The organism is Thioclava sediminum (assembly GCF_002020355.1).
Classification (GTDB): Bacteria; Pseudomonadota; Alphaproteobacteria; order Rhodobacterales; family Rhodobacteraceae; genus Thioclava; species Thioclava sediminum.
In genome coordinates this window covers 127766-148022 of the sequence record NZ_MPZV01000003.1, presented here as the reverse complement: position 1 = coordinate 148022, position 20257 = coordinate 127766, and the positions used below count along the sequence as shown (strand labels likewise).

Sequence of the window (20257 nt, the reverse complement as noted above, 5' to 3'; positions counted from 1 at the left end):
GTTACAGGAAGGCGTCGGGCACTTCGGCCTTCTTGCGCGCGACATAAGCCGCCAGCGCCTCGGCGACGCTCGGATCCATCGCGGGCTGCTGATACTCGCTGAGCATCTTCTCGACCCGCTTCGTCGCCAGCGCCATCGTGTCGGGCGCGCCCTGCTCTTCCCAGGTCTCAAAAGGCCGGTAATCGAGCAGTTTGGTGCGCCAGAACGCATCCTTGAAGTTCGCCTGCGTATGGGCGCAGCCGAGATAGTGACCGCCCGGCCCCACCTCGCGGATCGCATCCATCGCCTGACCGTTCTCCGAGATATCGACGCCTTTTGCGAGGCTGTGCAGGATGCCCAGTTGGTCGGCATCCATCACGAATTTCTCGTAGGAAGAGACCAGACCGCCCTCCAGCCAACCGCAGCCATGCAGCATGAAGTTCACACCCGCATAGAGCCCGTTATTGAGCGTATTCGCGGTCTCGTAAGCGGCCTGCGCATCGGGCAGCTTGGACCCGGTGAACCCGCCCGCCGAGCGATACGGCAGGTTCAGACGCCGCGCGAGTTGACCCGCGCCGAGCGTGATCAGCGAGGCTTCCGGCGTGCCGAAGGTGGGCGCGCCCGAGTTCATGTCGATCGAAGTAACGAAGGCCCCGAAGATCACCGGCGCACCGGGACGGATCAGCTGGGAATAGGCGACGCCCGCAAGCACCTCGGCCAGCACCTGTGTCAGCGTGCCCGCGACCGAGACCGGCGCCATCGCGCCACCGACGATGAAGGGCGAGATGATGCAAGCCTGATTGGCCTTCGCATAAACCTCGAGCGCCCCCATCATGGTGGAGTCGAAGGTCAGCGGCGAGTTGATGTTGATGAGCGAGGTCATCACCGTGTTGTTGTCGACGAAATCATCACCGAAGAGGATCTTCGACATCTCGACGCTGTCGGCGGCGCGCGAGGGCTCGGTGACCGAGCCCATATAGGGCTTGTCGCTAAGCGTCATATGCGCGTGGAGCATGTCGAAATGGCGCTTGTTCACCGCCACATCGGTCGGCTCGCAGACGGTGCCGCCCGAATGGTGGACCCATTTCGACATGTAGCCGAGTTTCACGAAGTTGCGGAAATCCTCGATCGTCGCGTAGCGGCGGCCACCCTGGCTGTCGCGCACGAAGGGCGGGCCGTAGACCGGAGCGATGACGAGGTTGCGCCCGCCGATCTCGACATTGCGCTCGGGGTTGCGGGCGTGCTGGGTGAATTGCGACGGCGCGGTCGCGCAGAGCTTGCGGGCAAGGCCGCGCGGAATACGCACGCGCTCGCCTTCGATCGAGGCCCCGGCCTCGCGCCAGCGTTCCAGCGCTTCGGGGTTCTCGACGAAATTGACGCCGATCTCTTCGAGCACGGTTTCCGCGTTATGCTCAATGATCTCGAGGGCTTCCTCGTTCAGGATTTCCATGTCGGGAATGTTGCGCGTGATGAAGCGCGAGAACTCCACCTTCACGGCCGTGCGTTCGGCCCGACGGGCTGCCCCGCCACCACCGCGCGCGCGACGCCCCACACGTTCACCCAGTTCCGAATCGGCCATGATTGCCTCCGCCCGTTTATCTCGCCTCAAACTAACGGGCAGAGGGATGCGCGATGGCCTGTTTGCGTCCGTCAGCGGTAGAGAAGCGACTGACCGTCCGCGAAGATATGCACTTTGGACGGATCGGCGCCGAGAGAAATCTCGGTATAGCGACGGTCGTGATGGATGCCGGGCAGTTTCGCGATGATCGGGTCGTGACCGCCTTCGGCCTCGAAATACAGAAGCGTCACTTCGCCCAGAGCTTCGACGATATCGACGCGACCGGTGTAGATCGCCGCGTCCTCGGTGGGCACGAAATCCTCCGGGCGCACCCCGATTTTCACGCGCCGCGACAGGTCCTCGGGACGCGTCGGGATGGTCGACCGCGCAATGCCGCCGCCATCGAGTTTCACCGTGGTCATCTCGCCCGTCTCGGTGATCTCGCCCGACAGCAGGTTCATCGCGGGAGACCCGATGAACTGCGCGACGAACTCGTTGCGCGGCTGTTCATAAAGCTCCAGCGGCGTGCCGACCTGCGCGATCCCCTTGTTCGCCAGCACGACGATCCGGGTCGCGAGCGTCATCGCCTCGACCTGATCGTGGGTGACGTAGATCATCGTGCGATCGGGCATCGCTTCTTTGAGCTGGGCGATCTCGATCCGGGTGGCGACGCGCAGCGCCGCATCGAGGTTCGAGAGCGGTTCGTCGAAGAGATAGACCTTCGGGTCGCGCACGATGGCGCGCCCGATGGCGACCCGCTGCCGCTGACCACCCGAGAGCGCCTTCGGAAGGCGGTCGAGGTAATCTGTCAGTTGCAGCATATCCGCCGCCTTATTGACGGCGGCATCGATCTCGTCTTTGCTCATCTTCGCGATCTTCAGGGCGAAGGCCATGTTGTCGCGCACCGTCATGTGCGGATAGAGCGCGTAGGACTGGAAGACCATCGCGATGCCGCGGTTCGACGGCGGCACGTCGTTCATCCGCACCCCGTCGATCTCGAGCGTGCCGCCCGTGATCTTCTCGAGCCCCGCGATCATCCGCAGAAGCGTCGATTTCCCGCAGCCCGAGGGGCCCACGAAGACGATCAGCTCACCCGCTTTGATGTCAAGGTTGATGTTCTCGAGAACCGACACCTCGCCATAGCTTTTCGCGACGTTTTCCAGTTTGAGTTCGGCCATAGTCTCCCCCTCAGGCCTCGTGTTCGTCGAGGCGCAGAATGCTCGGCTGCCATGGGCCGAGATGCAAAGTGTGATCGGGCATCGGTCGGATCGAGCCCAGTTCGCCCCCCACCGTCACCCAGTTGCCCGGCGGAACGGTGGCGTTCACCGGATGATCGGACAGGTTGAAATAGCACAGGATCGTCTCCTCCTCGTTCCTGCGCGTGAAGACCAGCAGGTCGCCGTAACAGTACATATCCTCCATCGCGCCGGTCCGAAGCACGTCGTGATTGCGACGGAAGCCGATCGCGCGACGGTAATGGTGCAGCAGCGAGGCCGGATCGTGCTCGGCCACATCGGTCGCGATATTCTGGTGCGTGGTGGGCACAGGCAACCACGGGCGCGCCTGCGAGAAGCCCGCATAGGCGGCGTCACGCTCCCAGACCATCGGCGTGCGGCAGCCGTCACGGCCCTTGAATTCCGGCCAGAATTCCTTGCCGTAAGGGTCCTGCAGGTCTTCGTAGGACAGCTCTGCCTCGGGCAGGCCGAGTTCCTCGCCCTGATAGAGGCAGAGCGAGCCGCGCAGGCACATCATCAGCGAAGTATAGAGGCGCGCCGAGGCCGGCGTCAGCTGCCAGCGCGAGATATGGCGCTCCACATCGTGGTTCGAATAGGCCCAGCAGACCCAGCCGTCCTTGGCCACCGCATCGACCTTGTCGAAGACGGATTTGAAGTAGCTCGCCTTGAGCGGTTCATGCCCGGAGAGCAGCTCGAACGCGTAGGACATCTGCATCTTGTCCGCGCCGGAGGTGTATTCGCCGAGAATCTCCAGCCCGCGCTGGCTATCGCCCACCTCGCCCACGGCCGCCGCGTTGTAATTGTTCATCAGCGTGCGGAGCTTGCGCAGGAAGCGCAGGTTCTCGGGGTTGTTCTTGTCGTAGATGTGGCGCTGGTGATTGTAGGGGTTCACCTTCGGCGCGGTCTGGTCGTTACGCTCTTCCGGCGGCAGCGCGGGATTATCGCGCAGCTCGTCGTCATGCATGTAGAAGTTGATCGTATCGAGGCGGAAGCCGTCGACGCCGCGCTCCAGCCAGAACTGCGCGACGTTGAGCAATTCCTGCGTCACTTCCGGGTTGTGGAAGTTAAGATCGGGCTGCTCCACGAGGAAGTTGTGCATGTAATACTGCTCGCGCCGGCTGTCCCAATGCCAGCCCGGACCCCCGAAGATCGACAGCCAGTTATTGGGCGGCGTGCCATCGGGCTTGGGATCGGCCCAGACATACCAGTCCGCCTTCGGGTTGTCCCGGCTCGACCGGCTTTCCTGGAACCACGGGTGCTGATCGGACGTGTGGCTCAGCACCAGATCGATCATCACCTTCAGACCCAGCGCATGGGCCGTCGCGATCACCTGATCGAAATCGGCGAGGCTGCCGAACATCGGATCGACATCGGTGTAATCGCTGACGTCATAGCCGAAATCCTTCATCGGCGAGGTGAAGAAGGGTGAAATCCAGACCGCATCCGCCCCGAGGCTCGCGACATGCGGCAGGCGCCTCACGATCCCCAGAAGGTCGCCGATGCCATCGCCGTTGCTGTCCTGAAAGCTGCGCGGATAGATCTGGTAGATCACGGCCCCGCGCCACCAGTCTTCTTTCTTTGTAAGGGTTTTCATCAACCACCTTTAACCGAACCCGCCAGCAGACCGCGGACGAGATATTTCTGCATAGCGAAGAACACCAGAAGCGGCACGGCGATGGAGATGAAGGCGGCGGACGCCAGAATGCCCCAGTCGCCGCCGCGCGACCCCAGAAGGTCGTCGGCGATCTTCACAGTCATCACCTTCGAGGCGTCGTTCGCCGGAAGGAAGACCTTCGCGACAAGTAGGTCATTCCAGACCCAGAGGAATTGGAAGATTGCAAAAGAAGCAAGCGCCGGGAATGACAAAGGCAGCACGATTTTCATGAAGATCTGGAAATCGGTCGCCCCGTCGACCTTCGCGCTTTCGATGATATCGCGCGGAAGACCGACCATGTAGTTGCGCAGAAGGTAGATCGCGAGCGGCAAGCCGAACCCGGTATGGGCCAGCCAAATCCCGAGGAAGCTCTGCCCGATGCCGATCTCCTGATGGAGCCGCAAAAGCGGCACCAGCGCGAGCTGCAGCGGCACGACCAGAAGGCCCACGACCGCCGCGATCAAGAGGCCCCGGCCCGGAAACTCCATCCAGGCCAGCGCATAGGCCGCGAAGGCCGCCACGAGGATCGGGATGATCGTCGCCGGGATCGTTACCGTCAGCGTGTTCATGAAGGCCTGCCCCATGCCGTCCGAGAACAGCACGTTGCGATAATTGGCCAGCGTGAAGGCGGGCGGCATCTCGGCCACGAAATAGACCCGCGGGCCCGAACCGTCGAAGCTCGTCTTCGACGTGGCCTTGTAGGTGCCGTCCTTGGCGACGCTTAGCGTGCCGCCGTCGCCGGTATCGACCGTCTCCCCCGCCTTGTAGGCGCCCGGCTTGATGCCCGAGGTGCCGAAGGCGGTGATCGTCGTGCCCGCTTTCAGGTCATTCGCGTTCTGCCCACTATTGAGCAGATCGCCCTCGAGCACGTAGAGCCCGTCGACCTGTTTCTCGCCGTCGGCCGGGATGCGGTCGCGGAAGGCTTTCTCGACCGAGAACGCCGCGTCCCACCAGCCCGACTGGCTGATCTGGTCGGTCGTGCGGAAGGAGCTGACCAACAGCCCCACCGTCGGCACCAGCCACAGCACCACCATGAAGACGACCGAGAGTTGCACCGCCCAAGTCAGGCGCGATTTCTGTCCTGCGATAGCGGCCATCAGCGCGTCTCCCTACGGGCTTGAATGATGTTCCAGATCATCACCGGCAGCACGATGATCATGATGACGAAGGCCACAGCCGTCGCGCGCCCGTCATCGCGGAACATGTATTGCATCATGTAGCTGGGCAGGATCTGCGTGCCGAAATTCCCGCCGGTCGTGGCGTAGACGATGTCGAAGACCTTCAGCACGAGGATCGTGATCGTGGTCCAGACCACGACGATCGTCGGCATGATCTGCGGTACCTTGATCTTGAAGAACAGCTGGAACGGGTTCGCACCATCCAGCACCGCGGCCTCGATCGTCTCCTCGGGGATGCCGCGCAGGGCCGCCGAGAGGATCACCATCGCAAAACCGGTCTGGATCCAGATCAGGATCACCATCAGGAAGAAGTTGTTCCAGAACGGCACCTGCAATGGGTCGAGCGGCTGCATGTGGAAGGCCACGCGGATCGCGTTGATCATCCCGATATCGGGGTTCACCGCATAGACGAATTTCCAGATCAGCGAGGCGCCCACGAAGGAGATCGCCATCGGCATGAAGATCAGCGATTTCGCGATGTTACCCCATTTGATGCGGTCGGTGAGCTGCGCTGCAAGCAGACCGAGGAAGGTCGCGAGCGCGGGCACCACCAGCACCCAGAGGAAGTTGTTGAACACGGCCTGACGGAAGCTCGGATCCATCGCGAGCCGTTCGTAATTGCCAAGGCCCACGAAAGTGCCGCCGTCGCGGTTGAACAGCGAGCGCCAGAACGAGCCCACCACCGGATAGGCCAGATACAGACCGAGCGCGAAGATCGCCGGGAACAGGAACAGCCAAGGGCGGACCATGTTCGCGCGGTTGATATTGCGCCCCGGGTCTTTGCCGCTCGGCGGGAAGATGACTTTGTCGAGGACGATATTCGCGGCGTAGAAATAGGCGACACAGCCGCCCACCCCAAGCGCGATCGTAATCAGACCCTGCAAGATCGGTGACATCTGGCCCCTCCCCGAACCGGCGTGAAAAGATGCGAACGCCCCCGGAGAACGGCTCCGGGGGCGCAGGCGTTACTTACTTCTGGATGCTGTCCCAGCGCTTCTGAACCGCGTCTGCGGCCTCTTGCGCGGTCTCGTCGCCGGTGGTGTAGGCGACCATCGCTTTCCAGAACGCATCCGTGCCGATCTCGCCCGGCATCTGGTCCGACCCGTCGAAGCGGAAGGTCGTCGCGTCCAGAAGGATCGAGTTCATGTGACGCTGCACGTCATTGGCGAAGGCCGCCGGATTGACGTTCTTGTTCGGCGTCAGGAAGCCCGATTGCGCCATCCAGATTTCCGAGGCGATCGGGGTCTCGAGGAACTTCACGAAGGCTTCGGCGGCCTTGGAGTCCTTGGTGATGCCGAACATCGTGCCCGCACCGAGTACCGGCTTGCCCAGATCCTTGCTGGCATAGGACGGGAAGTAGAAGAAGTTCACGTCCTGACCCACCTTGGTCCCGTCGGGGAAGAAGGTCGGGATGAAGCTCGCCTGCTTGTGCATGTAGCATTTCGGCGGGAAGTCGAAGAGACCTTTCGGGCTGTCGCGGAAGTCGGTGGTGGCCACCGCCTGCTCGCCGCCTTCGGCGAAGCCGGGGGTCTTGGCGAACCAGCCGTAATCCTTGATCGCCTCGACGACCTTGGGATCGTTGAACTTCAGCTTGTTGGTGACCCAGTCGTCATAGGTCTCGGGCGACTGCGTGCGCAGCATGAAGTCCTCGACCCAGTCGGTCGCGGGCCAGCCGGTCGCTGCCCCGGAGCCCAGACCGATGCACCACGGCGTGCCGCCATCGGCCTTGATCTGCTCGGTCAGCGCCTTGAGGTCCTCCATCGTCTCGGGAACCTTGTAGCCCGCTTCCTTGAAGTTCTCCGGCACATACCAGACGAGCGATTTCAGGTCCGCCTTGAAGGGGAAGGTGAAGGTGTGGTTCTCGCCGTCCTTGCCCTTGTAGGTGGACAGATCCTCCCAGGACTTCCCGGCGGCGTAATTGTTCTTGATCCAGTCACCCGTGCCATCGGGCATCGCCGTCAGGTAGCCCTGCTTGGCCATGTCGGAGGCGAGGCCCGGCTGCGGGAAGACCGCGATGTTCGGCGGCGTGCCAGCCTTCGCGGCGATCACAATGTCCTGCTCGAAGCTTTCCGAACCGGAGTAGTTCACCTTGGCGCCGGTCGCGGCCGAGAAATAGGCCAGAACGCTCTCGAAAAGCGCCTTGTCGTTGCCCGTCCACGGGCCGGTGATCGTGAGCGTTTCGCCGCTCAGATCGGTGTCGTTCTTGAATTGATCATAGCTCGCCCAGTCAAACTTGTCGGCATCGCTGCCCGGCGCGAATTTGAGATCCTGCGCGTGAGCGAGCCCCGCCGACAGCGCGAGCGCCGCGATCCCAAGCATCAGATGTTTGGTCATGAAATCCTCCCGGTGTGTCGCGCTTTTTGGCCCAAGGCGACTCGCCCGCCCAAAGCGCTTTGGACAACTCCGACCGTTTCAGAGCCTCGCGAAGAAGTCAATTGTGCCTGCTCACGCTAAAATCAATTCCGCTTTATATCCTCATGACTTACCCAGAAGTTTATGCCGCATCGCAGCATATGCCGCGCCGCACGCGCATCATTGACGCCGTTAGTTGCGCACCCTACCCTCGCGATAATCCAAAGCGGTTTGGCTCATGAATCTCAAGACATTGGCACTCGAATTGGGGCTGTCGCCCACCACTGTGAGTCGCGCGCTCAACGGCTACCCGGAAGTCTCCGAGGCCACGCGGCGTCGGGTGCGCGAAGCGGCAGAGGCCGCCAATTATCATCCCAACACGCAGGCCAAGCGCCTCGCGACGGGCCGTGCGATGGCCATCGGCCACATCATTCCGATCTCGGACCGCCACGAGATCGTGAATCCGGTTTTCGCGGATTTCATCGCGGGTGCCGGTGAAGTCTATGCGCGTGCGGGTTACGATATGGTCATGACCATCGTGCCCGACGATTCCGAGGCCCGCGCCTATGCCGAGCTGCGCTCGAAAGGGAATGTGGACGGCGTGCTGATTCACGCACCTAAGGTCGAGGATCACCGCATCGCCATGCTCGACACGCTTGGGATGCCCTACGTTCTGCACGGGCGGGTCAGCGGATCGGATTCCGCCTTCAGCTGGGTCGATGTGAACAACAAGCGCGCCTTCGAGCGGGCGACGAATTTCCTGCTCGATCTGGGGCATCGCCGGATCGCGCTGATCAACGGCATCGGTGAGATGGATTTCGCCCGCAGGCGCCGGCGCGGCTATGAGGCGGCGCTCAAGGCGCGTGATATGGCCATCGACCCGGCCCTGATCGTCGAGGGCGAGATGACCGAGGCGCAGGGCCATGATGCGGCACGCGAGATGCTGCGATGGCCCGACCCGCCGACGGCTTTCCTGACCGCCTCGCTGCTCTCTGCGATGGGCGCGCGGCGCGGCATAGAAGAGGCAGGTCTGGTGATGGGGCGCGACGTCTCGATCGTGACCCATGACGACGAGCTGGGTTACTTGAAAAACGGCACGGCGGAAGAGCCGATCTTCACCGCGACGCGCTCCTCGGTACGTGAGGCGGGACGGCGCTGTGCGGCGCTTCTGATCGAACAAATCGAGAGCGGCGACCGCAGCCCGCGCCACGAATTGATGGAGGCGGTTCTGGTCGTCGGCCAGTCCACCGGTCCGGTCCCCACCCAATGAGGCGCGCTGCGCCCGAGTTGAAACAAATTTTATATACAGGATGAAGATGCTCCCGAAACGCGCTGATTTTCCTGCCGATTTCCAGTTCGGCGTTGCCACCTCCTCCTATCAGATCGAGGGTCATTCCTTCGGCGGTGCGGGCCCGACCCATTGGGACACTTTCGCCGCCACGCCGGGCAATGTCGTGCGCGCCGAGAACGGTGCGGTCGCCTGCGACCACTATCACCGCTGGGAGGAAGACCTCGACCTGATCGCCAATGTAGGGTTCGACATCTACCGCTTCTCGACGTCGTGGGCGCGGGTCATGCCGGAAGGCCGAGGCCCGGTGAACCGCGAGGGGCTGGATTTCTACGACCGGCTGGTCGACGGAATGCTGGAGCGTGGCTTCAAACCGGCGCTCACCCTCTATCACTGGGAACTGCCCGCCGCGCTCGCCGACAAGGGCGGCTGGCGCAACCGCGACATCGCTTCGTGGTTCGCCGATTTCACGCAAGTGATCGCGGATCGGCTCGGCGACCGCATCTGGTCCGCCGCCCCCATCAACGAGCCGTGGTGCGTAGGCTGGCTCAGCCATTTCCTCGGCCATCACGCGCCGGGCCTGCGCGATATCCGCGCCACGGCCCATGCGATGCATCACGTTCTGGTCGCACATGGCAAATCGATCCGGGTGATGCGCTCACATGGGATGAAGAACCTCGGCGCGGTGTGTAATCTCGAATACCCGATCCCCGCCGATGAGACGCCCGAGGCCGCGGCGGCCGCCAATCTCTATGACGCCTATTACAACCGGTTCTTCGTGGAGGGCATCTTCAAGGGCCGCTATCCGCAGGAGGTGATGGAGGCCTTCGCCCCCCATATGCCGCATAACTGGGAAGACGATTTCGCCCTGATCGGCGAGAAGCTCGACTGGCTCGGCCTCAATTACTACACCTGCAAGCGCATCGCGCCCACAGAAGGGCCGTGGCCTGCGCATCACGAAGTCGACGGCCCGCTGCCCAAGACCGCGATGGGCTGGGAGATCTATCCCGAGGGGCTCTATCAGTTCCTGACACGGCTCAAGCGCGAATATACCGGCGATCTGCCGCTCTACGTGACCGAAAACGGCATGGCCGCGCCCGATGTGGTCGAAGACGGCAAGGTCGAGGACCCGCATCGCATCGCCTATTACCGAGACCACCTCGCCGCCGTGCAGCGCGCGATTGCCGAGGGCGTGCCGGTGAAGGGCTATATCGGCTGGTCGCTGATGGACAATTACGAATGGGCCCTGGGCTACGAGAAGCGCTTCGGGCTCGTCCATGTGGACTTCGACAGCTTGCAGCGCACCCCCAAAGCGTCCTATCTGGCATGGAAAGACGCATTGGGGAGCCGCGGATGAGCGATCAAATCACCCTGCTGGCCGATATCGGCGGCACCAATACACGCGTGGCGATGGCCCGCGACGGCAAGCTGATCCACTCCACGATCCGCCGCTTCTCGAACAAGGGGCGGGGTGCGCTTGAGGACATCCTCGAGGAGTATATCCGCGACGAGGATTGCGGCGAGATCGCGGGCGCCTGCGTGGCTGCCGCAGGTCCGGTGCGCGACGACGTGGCCGAGATGACCAATCTCGCCTGGGTGATCCGCGCCGATAATATCGCGCGGCTGACCGGGACGGATCATGTCTTTGTGCTCAACGATCTGCAGGCGCAGGGCCATGCGCTGGGAAGCCTCGCCGACGATGCCGTGCACTCGATCCTGCCGGGCCTGCCCGCGAAGGAGGGCTCTGCGCGACTGGTGGTCGGCATCGGCACCGGGTTCAATGCAGCGCCCGTGCATGAGGGCCCCGGCGGGCGCGTCGTGCCGCCCTCCGAGGCAGGCCACACCACCTTGCCGATCGAGACCGAGGAGGATTTCGCGCTCAAGACCTATCTCGATGCGAAACACGATTTCGCCAGTGTCGAGCATGTCGTGTCGGGGCGCGGTCTGGAACGGCTCTACGCCTATCTCAGGGGCGAGGATGACGCGACCACCTCGGGCCAGGAGATCCTCGAAGCGATCACCCGCGGCGAAGAGACGGCCGTCGCGGCCGGACAGCTTTTCGTGCAGATGCTGGGCCGGGTCGTGGGCGATCTGGCGCTGACCCACCTGCCCTTCGGCGGCATCTACCTGATCGGCGGGGCTGCGCGCGGCGTCGTCCCGTGGCTCGACGAGTTCGGTTTCGCCGAGGCGATGCAGGCCAAGGGGCGCTTCTCGGAATTCCTGCGCGCCTTCCCGGTCAGCGTGGTCGAAGACGACTACGCAGCACTTCAGGGCTGCGCCTCCTATCTTTCTTCGCGCATGGTGCGATAGGCGCGTTTCCGTCAAGGCTATTTTAACGGCTTGGTCTTAGACCTCTTTCACGGATGTGTTTGAAAGAGGTTGCCGATGCGTACGCTCTGCCTTCGTGATTTTGTGGTGGCGCCATGACCGCGCTTGCCCTGCCCGACCGGATCGACCTTGCGACCGTGCGCCCCTTGCAAGCGTCGCTGCAATGCGTGGCGACGGAAGATGTCGCCCTCGATGCCTCCAGCGTGACCCATTTCGGCGCGCTGGGGCTGCAACTGCTGCTTTCTGCGGCGAAGACTGCCCGCATCGCAGGTCGCCGCCTCGAGATCGCCTCGAGTTCGGAGGCGTTCGACAGCGCCCTGACCCGGTTCGGCCTCTCGCATGAGGATCTCCAGCACCTGCCGGATGCGGAGGCCCCATGTCACTGAAAGTTCTCGCGGTCGATGACAGTCGCACCATTCGCGACATGCTCAAGCTCACCCTCGAACATGCCGGGATGGAGCTTTACCTCGCCGAAGACGGCGTGCACGGGCTGGAGGTGCTCGACGGGCTGGAGCCTGACGCGATCATCTCCGACATCAACATGCCGCGCCTCGACGGGTTCGGCTTCATCGAGGCCGTGCGCGGGCAGGATCGCCACCGCGCGACCCCGATCCTCGTCCTCACCACCGAATCCGCGGCCGAGCTGAAAGCCCGCGCCCGCGCCGCCGGGGCGACCGGCTGGATCGTGAAGCCCTTCGACCCGACCAAACTGGTCAAGGCGCTCAACATGGTTGCCGGATAAGGAGCGCGACATGTCCGACCCAATGGCAGAAATCAAAGCATCCTTCTTCATCGAATGTGAAGAGCTGCTCGAAAGCCTGCAAGACGCGCTCTCCGACCTCGACGAGGGCGCTGACGATGGGGAGACAATCAATGTCGTCTTCCGGGCGGTCCATTCGATCAAGGGCGGCGCAGGCGCGTTCGGGCTCGATGCGCTTGTCGCTTTTGCGCATCGGTTCGAAACCGTTTTGGACGAGCTACGCGCCGGCAGGCTCGACCTGACGCCTCAGGCGGTCAAACTCTTTTTCCAGGCGGCCGATTTGCTTGCAGACGAAATCCGTGCCGCGCGTGAAGGGTCTCCCGAACCCGAGGCCGCCGAGGAGTGCCTTCAGGCGCTTGAGGCGCTTTTGGGGGATCGCGGACCTTCACATACGGCTGATGCGGAAGACGAGGTGGAGGCGGCGGACTTCCAGCCGATGGGCCTCGCGCTCGACCTCGACTTCGATTTTACGCCCGAGGACGCGTCCCCGACCGGCTTCACCCTGCAGTTCCGCCCCGATGGCGCACTCTATGCCTCAGGCAACGAGCCGCTGCAGCTCCTCCGCGCCCTCGCCGAGATCGCGGAGGTCTCGATTATGACCGACGCAGAGGCGGTCCCGCCACTTGATGCGCTCGACCCTGAGGAGAACCATCTAAGCTGGACCGTCCAGATCACTGGAGATGTAACGGAAGAGGAAATTCGGGAAGTGTTCGAATTTGTCGAAGACGTCTGCCAGATCGATATTTCGCCGATCCTCGATACACGGGAAATGCCCCTCCCGGAGCTTCCCGAAATAGATGGCGAACCGTCAGGCTTCACTGAGGAAGATGAGAAATTTGAACCCGAGGCGGAAGTGAATGGTCCCGGTTCCGTCAATGCCGCGCCTCCCCCAACCGATGACATAGCAAAGATCGCAACCGAAGCTCCCGCGCGCACGCCTGACCCTTCCCCGGCCGAGCAACAGGCAGAGGCCGCGAAGCCCTCCGCCGCTCAGCCTGCGGCATCCAACACCACTCCCGCTGCAGAGCCCGGCGCCACCGTGCGCGTAGATATCGAGCGAATCGACCGCTTGGTGAACCTCGTCGGCGAATTGGTGATCAACCAGGCCATGCTCGCCCAATCTGTCGCCGAAGCCGGCCTGCCGCCCAATTCCGCCGTGAATACCGGGCTTGAAGCCTTCATGATGCTGACCCGTGATATTCAGGACAGCGTGATGATGATCCGCGCTCAGCCGGTCAAGCCGCTGTTCCAGCGGATGGCCCGGATCGTGCGCGAAGCCTCGTCGGCGATCGGCAAGGATGTCCGTCTCAAAACCGAAGGTGAAACCACCGAGGTCGACAAGACCGTCATCGAGCGCCTCGCCGATCCGCTCACCCATATGATCCGCAACGCCGTCGATCATGGCCTCGAATCCCCCGACATGCGCGAGGCTATCGGCAAACCGCGCGAAGGCATCGTCACCCTCTCAGCCCACCACCGATCCGGCCGTGTCGTGATCGAAGTCAGCGATGACGGTGGTGGCATCGACCGCAAGAAGGTCTTCGAAAAAGCCATCGAAAAGGGGTTTGTCACCCCGGATGCCCAGCTTTCCGACAACGAAATCGACAACCTTCTCTTCCTGCCCGGTTTCTCCACTGCGGACCAGGTCTCCGCACTCTCGGGCCGCGGCGTCGGCATGGATGTCGTGAAAAGCTCGATCCAGTCCCTCGGCGGTCGAATTTCAATCACCTCTGAACCTGGCAAAGGCAGCTGCTTCTCGATCTCCCTGCCACTGACCCTAGCCGTGCTCGACGGCATGGTCGTCAATGTCGCGGGCGAAACCCTCGTGGTCCCGCTTTCCTCGATCCTCGAAACCGCGACGCTCACAAGCGAAGACATCCGCGCGCTCGGCCCGTCGACCAACGTCATCCATCTGCGGGGCGCCTTCGTTCCTCTTTTCGATCTCGGTGCCGAACTCGGATATCGCGCACCTAAGCGCTCCTATAGCGGCGACGTCGTTCTGCTTACCGCTCAGGAAGATGGCGCCCGTTCCGCCCTCGTCGTCGATTCAATCCTCGAGCAGCGCCAGGTCGTCATCAAGGGGCTGCAGCAGTCCTACGGTCACATCCCGGGCGTCGCTGCCGCCACGATTCTTGGCGACGGTCAAATCGCGCTCATTCTCGACCCCGCTGATCTCGTCCAATCCGCATCGGGCAACACCCGCGCCATTGATCTCTCACTCGCAGGATAAGCCATGACCGAAGACACCATGCCGAAAACCGAAGCCGCAGAGGTTGAGCTTCTCTCTTTCCGACTCGGCGATGAAGAATACAGCGTCGACATCATGTCCGTGCGCGAAATTCGAGGTTGGACCCGGGCGACGCCGCTCCCGCACGCCCCCGCATTTGTACGCGGCGTGATCAACTTGCGAGGTACCGTTCTACCTGTCGTCGACCTTTCCATCCGTCTCGGTATGGAACCGGTCGCCGGTGACGCACGCAACGTGATCATTGTCGTCCAGGTCGGCAGCCAAACCGCAGGGCTTCTCGTCGATGCGGTCTCGGACATACTCGCCCTGCCCCGCTCTGAAATGCAATCTCCGCCCGACCTTAATGCCGACATTTCGCAACGATACATCTCGGCGCTCACTATCGTAGAAGGCCGGATGATCAGGATTCTCGATCTCACGTCCGTGTTGCCACAAGAGGCGATCGAAGCTGCATGAACGTGCCCCTGTCCACATTGGGGCAGGTCGCACCGACCGAGTCCGAATTCAGAGCTATCGCTCAGCTCCTGCACGAGACGACGGGCATTGTGCTTGCGCCCGGCAAATCTTCGATGGTGCAAAGCCGTCTTGCAAAGAGACTTCGGACCTTGGGGCTCGCGCAATACAAAGACTATATCGCTCTCGTGACCTCCGAATCTGGTCGCGAAGAGCGTCGACAAATGGTGTCCGCACTCACCACAAACGTGACCCATTTCTTCCGCGAGAACCATCATTTCGAATCCTTGCGCCGTATCGTTCTTCCCACCCTCTTGGAAACTGCAAGGAATGGTGGTCGCGTTCGGCTCTGGTCTGCGGGATCGTCGAACGGACAAGAAGCCTATTCGATAGCCATGACGATTGCCGAATGCGCGCCTGATTTTGCGAAGCTAGACCTTCGGATACTCGCAACCGACATCGACCCTCTTATGATCGCAGCAGGGTCGAAGGGTTTCTATCCCGCGACCGCAGTTGCAGCTGTGCCCGAGACTTTGCGAAAGAAATATTTCCGACCAGAGGGTGAAGACTTTCAGATCATCTCAGAGCTCCGCGATATCGTGAAGTTTCGCGAACTCAATCTTCACGATCCTTGGCCGATGCGCGGAAAATTTGACGTGATCTTCTGCCGCAACGTCGTCATCTATTTCGCGCCCGAGGCACAAGTCAGTCTTTGGAAACGGTTTGAGGAACAGCTAGCGCCAGGCGGATACTTGTTTGTTGGCCATTCGGAAAGGGTGACAGATGGCGATCAGTCTAAACTCAGAACAGCTGGCGTCACCTCTTATAGACTGACTTAACCTAACTGGACAGGATCGCATTTTATGGCATTACGAGACCAATTACGCATCCTCGTGGTCGATGACATGTCGACAAGCCGCGGGCTCATCATGCAGGCGCTTGACGCGATGGGAATCCAGCAGGTCGGATACGCAACCGACGGCAAAAGCGCGCTCCAGATCCTCGAAGCCAAGCCTGTCCATCTTGTGATTTCTGACTATAACATGCCGGGTATGGACGGATTGCAATTCCTTCAGGCGATGCGGAAGGATGCTCGCACAAAGGGGTTAGGCTTCATCCTGATCACCGGGCGGGCCGATCGTGAAGTCATCGATACGGGTCGACGGTTCGGGATGAATAACTTCATCAAGAAACCATTCACTCCGCCCGAACTAAAAGCTTGTATTGAAGCCGTTGTAGGACGTTTGTAATGCAACAGCAGGCACGCCGAGTTCCGCTTGCTGATCTAACTGCGCGCGTCGGGCGTGAATTGGAAGCGCTCGCTCGCATGTCGATTTCCCTCCAGCGTGCCCTTTCGGCGAGCGGGATCGACAGCAGCCTTGCTCCGCAGATCATTCGCGAGTTACAGAGCATTGATCGCATCAGCCAATCGCTCGAAGATCTCGGGGTGTTCGTCAGCACACTAGCTGAACAGATTTCACCCGACTTAGCCTGTGATGCGGACCCAATTTTCGCCTCGCTTCGACTTCAAGATCTCGCTGATGCACTCGATCCGCAGCACTTTACAGAAATTGAAACGCGCGCCTCAGAAGGTGACGTCAGTTGGCTTTGATTGAATAGCCCCGTGTATCGTGGACGCCTTCTTTGCTAATTTTGAGGCAAGGAGGCCATGATGAGCGGCGACCCACGTTCAGCGACGATTTCAAGCGAGATGCCGTCGCGCAGCTCTCGGAGAGGATTTACCCGTTCAGGGAGGTAGCCGAGCGCTTGGGCGTGAGCCAATACTCCCTCGACTTCTGAAAGAAGAAGTTCTCGAAAGCCTCGACTGGCGACGCGGAGAAGGATGCCGAGATCCGTCGGCTCAAGCGTGACCTCCTGAGAGTGACGGAGGAGCGGGACATAAAAAAAATTGTGAGCCATTGTCCGCCATTGGTCCGAGGACAATGGCGAGCGCCTATTTCGCCAGGGATGCCAAGTGAGATACGCGTTCGTGGCCGAGCATCGCGGGCAGTTCTCTATTCGGGCGATGTGGCGTTGCTTACGTATCCAGCCGATGGGCTTCTACGCGTGGCTGAAGGCCCCACTGAGCAAGCGAGCTCGAGAAGACGAGCGGCAGATTGCGCTGCTGAAGGAGGCGTGGGTGGAAAACGGCAAGGTCTGTGGTCACCGCAATCTACATGACGACCTTCTCGAGCAGGGCGAAAGCATCTTCCTGAACCGGGTCGCCCTTTTGGCCAGGCTGGCGGGCATCAAGGCGCAGATCGACAACACTCTAGACCGACAGTTCAGCGTGGCGACACCGGATAAGGCCTGGGTGACCGAGATTTCCTATCCGCAAACAGGAAGGTTTCGCCTATCTCGCCGTGGTCATTGATGGTCGTCAGGAAAACGATCCCCCGGATCGTTTTCTCATCCTCGTCTATCTCGCATCGTGTCGTCGGCTGGGCAATGCAGAGCCGACAGACGAAAGACGTTGTCCTGCAAGCGTTACTCATGGCGCCATGCCGGAGGAAACCCCGCGCAAAGGTTTTGTGACCAGCCACGGGATTTTTCCTCCACCATCGATTGGAGACCGACCCAACTTGAGGATGGACAATGAAGCGAATGAGATTCACGGACGAGCAGATCATCGGCATCCTGGCCGAACACGAGGCAGGCGTGAAGTGCGCGGACCTGTGCCGCAAGCACGGCATGACGGTGCCGGAGGCAAAGCGGCTGAAGACGCTCGAAGACGAGAACACGAAGCTGAAGAAGCTGCTGGCCGGGCAGATGCCGGACTTGGCGCCGATGAAGGAACTGGTTTCAAAAAAGTGGTGACGATGAGCCATGTCATGCCATTGGTCCGAGAGACAATGGCGAGGGGCACGGAACTGACCTCCAACGCCATCCTGCGGTGGTGTGCCGAGCACCGGATCGAATGGCACTACATCGCGCCGGGCAAGCCGATGCGAGACACGGCTTCGTGGAGAGTTCCAACGGCCGGATGCGCGATGAGCTGCTCAACGAAACCATGTTCCGTAACTTGGCTCATGCGCGCGTCGTGATCGCCGTTTGGGCTGCCGACTTCAACACCGAGCGTCCACATTCCGCCTTGGATTACGAGACCCCGGCTGGCTACGCGCGAGTAGTGTCCTCCGCAATCGCCGGCCCCGCTACGCGAGATGATAACCCCGCGCGTCGGGCGATTACTCAACCTACGCTGATCGGCGTAAATAGCAACCGGACTCCGGTCGCTGCTGGATGAAAGACCCGTGGCAGGTCAGCTGATCCACTCGGACCAGGGCAGCCAATTCACCAGCATGAACTGGGCGGCGTTCCTACGAGCCCACAACCTGGAGCACTCGATGAGCCGCCGTGGGAACTGCCATGATAACGCGGAAGCTGAGAGCTTCTTTAACCTGCTGAAGCGTGAGCGGATCAGACGACGGACCTACCGAACACGCGAAGAAGCCAGGCAGGATGTGTTCGACTACATCGAGATGTTCTACAATCCAAAGCGCACGCACGCCCGGAACGGAATGCTGTCGCCCGTCGACTTTTAGCGGCAGCAGAAACTGAAACACGAAGGCGTCTAAGAAACGCGGGGGCATTCATTTGACATGTATTTCTGCCATCTAACACGTCAGAAAAGTTCGATTTCGCGAGCCGGCGCGGGCGTGACATCGCGCTCAAAGACTCCTGCATTACCAAGCATTTTCTGGCGCGCGCGGCCAGTATCGGGCCAGAACTCTACCCTACGTGCTTGAGAACCGCCCAAACTCTGGCTGACACATGTGATACGCTCCTTAGCGAGGAACGCGATTGAGAACTCGCTATTCTTAAAGCCGATGTCCGAGAGGCCGTTGACCATGCGCGCACCACCAAATAGCTTCGCACGTAGCTCACTGCGCTGCGCCCCGTGTTTAATAAGTTCATTGATCAAAAGCTCCATCGCATTCACGCCGAAGCTTGCCGCTTGAAAGGTTGAACCAGTCGTATTCGGCAATAGAAAGTGGTTCATACCACCGACCTGCGCATTTTCATCGTAGAGACAACAGGCGACACAAGAGCCGAGGATCGTTGTAATAGATTGCGCGCCCGTGCCGGCGACGAGAAACTCGCCTTGCGATATATGGATCGGTCTGTCTGTGGAAACTGCATTCATGTTTCACCTACTTTCCTGACCTTTGCCGGGCTCTGAGCACATCTCCTGAGAATTTCTGGGGCGATTTTTTCAAGGGCCACCGAATAGGACGCCGCGCCAATTTCGAGCGCCGCCCTCGGCATTCCAAAAACAGTCGACGTCTCCTTGTCTTGGGCAAAACAATGTGCTCCGGCTCGGCGCAAGAGCATCATCCCCTCTGCGCCATCTCGGCCCATACCGGTGAGTAAAACGACGACGGCATTCGTAGCCATATCCAGTGCGGATTCGAACAGAATATCCACCGACGGTCGATGTCCGTTTCGCTTCTCGCTTTCAAGCAATGACAGGTAAGGTGTTCTGTCATTTTGAACCGTGAGATGCGTCGGGCCACCAGGCGCAAGATAGACTTGCCCTTGTGCGAGAGGGAGGCCCGTTTGGCCAAGCCGCACACTTGGCGCGATGATACGATCAAGCCGTTCGGCGAAGCTCGCGAGGAAGCTCTCTGGCATGTGCTGCGCTATGAGCGTGGGCGGGCAATTTTCAGGAAATCCCTCCAAGATCGTCTCGAGGGCGTCAACGCCGCCGGTCGAGGACCCGATCAGCACGATTTGACCGGCCCAGTGAAAGTTTCGTGCGGGCCTCACCGCAGCTCGCTCGACCCCACTCTGAGGCAGTCGAGCGTTTGCTGCCGCAAGAAGAATATCTGGAAGCGTCTTAAAACTCTTTTCGAGGTGACCAGACCGCGGCTTTCCCACGCAATCGATCGCACCGAGGGCGAGCGCTTCGATTGCGGCGCGCGATCCGCTATGGGTTTCCATCGACACCATGACCACGGGCATCGGTCTCAAACGCATGAGGCGTTCAAGAAAATCGAGGCCGTTCATCCTCGGCATCTCGACATCGAGCGTGATCACATCCGGCGAAAGCGCTTTAATTTTTTCACGCGCCTCAAACGCGTCCGCCGCTTCGCCGACGACGACTAGGCGCGCGTCGTTTGCCAGACGCGCTCGAATAAGTTGACGCATCGTAGCCGAGTCATCGACGATGAGAACTTTCTTGGCGAGCGGCAATTCGTTTGGCATCGCGTGTCCTTCGTGCGAA

The 20257-nt window shown here is 61.1% G+C and carries 19 protein-coding genes and 3 pseudogenes; 14 read left to right on the top strand and 8 right to left on the bottom strand.

Annotated elements, in window-relative coordinates:
- Position 1: 1 nt before the first annotated feature.
- The 6 genes from BMI91_RS13035 to BMI91_RS13010 form a co-directional block, all read right to left on the bottom strand.
- Positions 2–1558 (bottom strand): trimethylamine methyltransferase family protein, encoded by a 1557-nt coding sequence (locus tag BMI91_RS13035; RefSeq protein ID WP_078605276.1) that lies wholly within the window; start codon positions 1556–1558, stop codon positions 2–4.
- 71 nt (positions 1559–1629) lie between these two features.
- On the bottom strand, positions 1630–2715 hold the full coding sequence (locus BMI91_RS13030; protein ID WP_078605268.1) for an ABC transporter ATP-binding protein: 1086 nt from the start codon (positions 2713–2715) through the stop codon (positions 1630–1632).
- A 10-nt stretch (positions 2716–2725) separates the two neighbouring features.
- A complete protein-coding gene (locus BMI91_RS13025) occupies positions 2726–4366 on the bottom strand; it encodes an alpha-glucosidase (protein WP_078605266.1) in 1641 nt (546 codons plus the stop codon).
- Positions 4366–5523 (bottom strand): carbohydrate ABC transporter permease, encoded by a 1158-nt coding sequence (locus BMI91_RS13020; protein WP_078605265.1) that lies wholly within the window; start codon positions 5521–5523, stop codon positions 4366–4368. The genes BMI91_RS13025 and BMI91_RS13020 overlap by 1 nt, the downstream gene beginning before the upstream one ends.
- Positions 5523–6500, bottom strand: coding sequence for a carbohydrate ABC transporter permease (locus BMI91_RS13015; protein ID WP_078520616.1), 978 nt, complete (start codon positions 6498–6500; stop codon positions 5523–5525). The genes BMI91_RS13020 and BMI91_RS13015 overlap by 1 nt, the downstream gene beginning before the upstream one ends.
- Positions 6501–6573: 73 nt before the next feature.
- A complete protein-coding gene (locus tag BMI91_RS13010) occupies positions 6574–7938 on the bottom strand; it encodes an ABC transporter substrate-binding protein (protein ID WP_078520615.1) in 1365 nt (454 codons plus the stop codon).
- A gap of 256 nt (positions 7939–8194) precedes the next feature.
- Between BMI91_RS13010 and BMI91_RS13005 the strand changes: the two genes are divergently transcribed.
- The 14 genes and pseudogenes from BMI91_RS13005 to BMI91_RS12935 all read left to right on the top strand — a co-directional run.
- Entirely contained in the window at positions 8195–9226 is a 1032-nt protein-coding gene (locus BMI91_RS13005; RefSeq protein ID WP_078605263.1) for a LacI family DNA-binding transcriptional regulator, read from the top strand.
- 40 nt (positions 9227–9266) lie between these two features.
- On the top strand, positions 9267–10601 hold the full coding sequence (locus BMI91_RS13000) for a GH1 family beta-glucosidase (protein WP_425274942.1): 1335 nt from the start codon (positions 9267–9269) through the stop codon (positions 10599–10601).
- Positions 10598–11554, top strand: coding sequence for a glucokinase (locus BMI91_RS12995; RefSeq protein WP_078605261.1), 957 nt, complete (start codon positions 10598–10600; stop codon positions 11552–11554). Before BMI91_RS13000 ends, BMI91_RS12995 begins: the two co-directional genes overlap by 4 nt.
- Before the next feature lie 113 nt (positions 11555–11667).
- A complete protein-coding gene (locus BMI91_RS12990; RefSeq protein WP_078605259.1) occupies positions 11668–11958 on the top strand; it encodes an STAS domain-containing protein in 291 nt (96 codons plus the stop codon).
- Entirely contained in the window at positions 11949–12314 is a 366-nt protein-coding gene (locus tag BMI91_RS12985) for a response regulator (RefSeq protein WP_078520611.1), read from the top strand. The genes BMI91_RS12990 and BMI91_RS12985 overlap by 10 nt, the downstream gene beginning before the upstream one ends.
- Before the next feature lie 10 nt (positions 12315–12324).
- Entirely contained in the window at positions 12325–14562 is a 2238-nt protein-coding gene (locus BMI91_RS12980) for a chemotaxis protein CheA (RefSeq protein ID WP_078605257.1), read from the top strand.
- A gap of 3 nt (positions 14563–14565) precedes the next feature.
- Entirely contained in the window at positions 14566–15036 is a 471-nt protein-coding gene (locus BMI91_RS12975; RefSeq protein WP_078520609.1) for a chemotaxis protein CheW, read from the top strand.
- Entirely contained in the window at positions 15033–15872 is an 840-nt protein-coding gene (locus tag BMI91_RS12970) for a CheR family methyltransferase (protein ID WP_078550483.1), read from the top strand. The genes BMI91_RS12975 and BMI91_RS12970 overlap by 4 nt, the downstream gene beginning before the upstream one ends.
- Before the next feature lie 24 nt (positions 15873–15896).
- Positions 15897–16283, top strand: a complete 387-nt coding sequence (locus BMI91_RS12965; RefSeq protein WP_078605254.1) for a response regulator — start codon at positions 15897–15899, stop codon at positions 16281–16283.
- On the top strand, positions 16283–16645 hold the full coding sequence (locus BMI91_RS12960; protein WP_078520606.1) for a hypothetical protein: 363 nt from the start codon (positions 16283–16285) through the stop codon (positions 16643–16645). The genes BMI91_RS12965 and BMI91_RS12960 overlap by 1 nt, the downstream gene beginning before the upstream one ends.
- 41 nt (positions 16646–16686) lie before the next feature.
- Positions 16687–17565: pseudogene (locus BMI91_RS19710) on the top strand (transposase); the annotation flags it as partial.
- Positions 17566–17637: 72 nt separating this feature from the next.
- Positions 17638–17850 carry a transposase gene (locus BMI91_RS20365; RefSeq protein WP_425274941.1) on the top strand — a complete coding sequence of 71 codons (213 nt, stop codon included), beginning with the start codon at positions 17638–17640 and terminating at the stop codon, positions 17848–17850.
- Between the two features lie 44 nt (positions 17851–17894).
- Positions 17895–18277: pseudogene (locus tag BMI91_RS20360) on the top strand (integrase core domain-containing protein); the annotation flags it as partial.
- 13 nt (positions 18278–18290) lie between these two features.
- A pseudogene (locus tag BMI91_RS12935) lies at positions 18291–18575 on the top strand (IS3 family transposase); the annotation flags it as partial.
- Positions 18576–18655: 80 nt separating this feature from the next.
- Here the strand turns inward: BMI91_RS12935 and BMI91_RS12930 are convergent.
- Both BMI91_RS12930 and BMI91_RS12925 read right to left on the bottom strand, forming a co-directional pair.
- Positions 18656–19177: a chemotaxis protein CheD gene (locus BMI91_RS12930; protein WP_078605248.1), complete on the bottom strand. Its 522-nt coding sequence runs from the start codon at positions 19175–19177 to the stop codon at positions 18656–18658.
- Complete coding sequence (locus BMI91_RS12925; protein WP_078605246.1) at positions 19174–20238, bottom strand: protein-glutamate methylesterase/protein-glutamine glutaminase; 1065 nt, start codon at positions 20236–20238, stop codon at positions 19174–19176. The genes BMI91_RS12930 and BMI91_RS12925 overlap by 4 nt, the downstream gene beginning before the upstream one ends.
- Positions 20239–20257 lie beyond the last annotated feature (19 nt).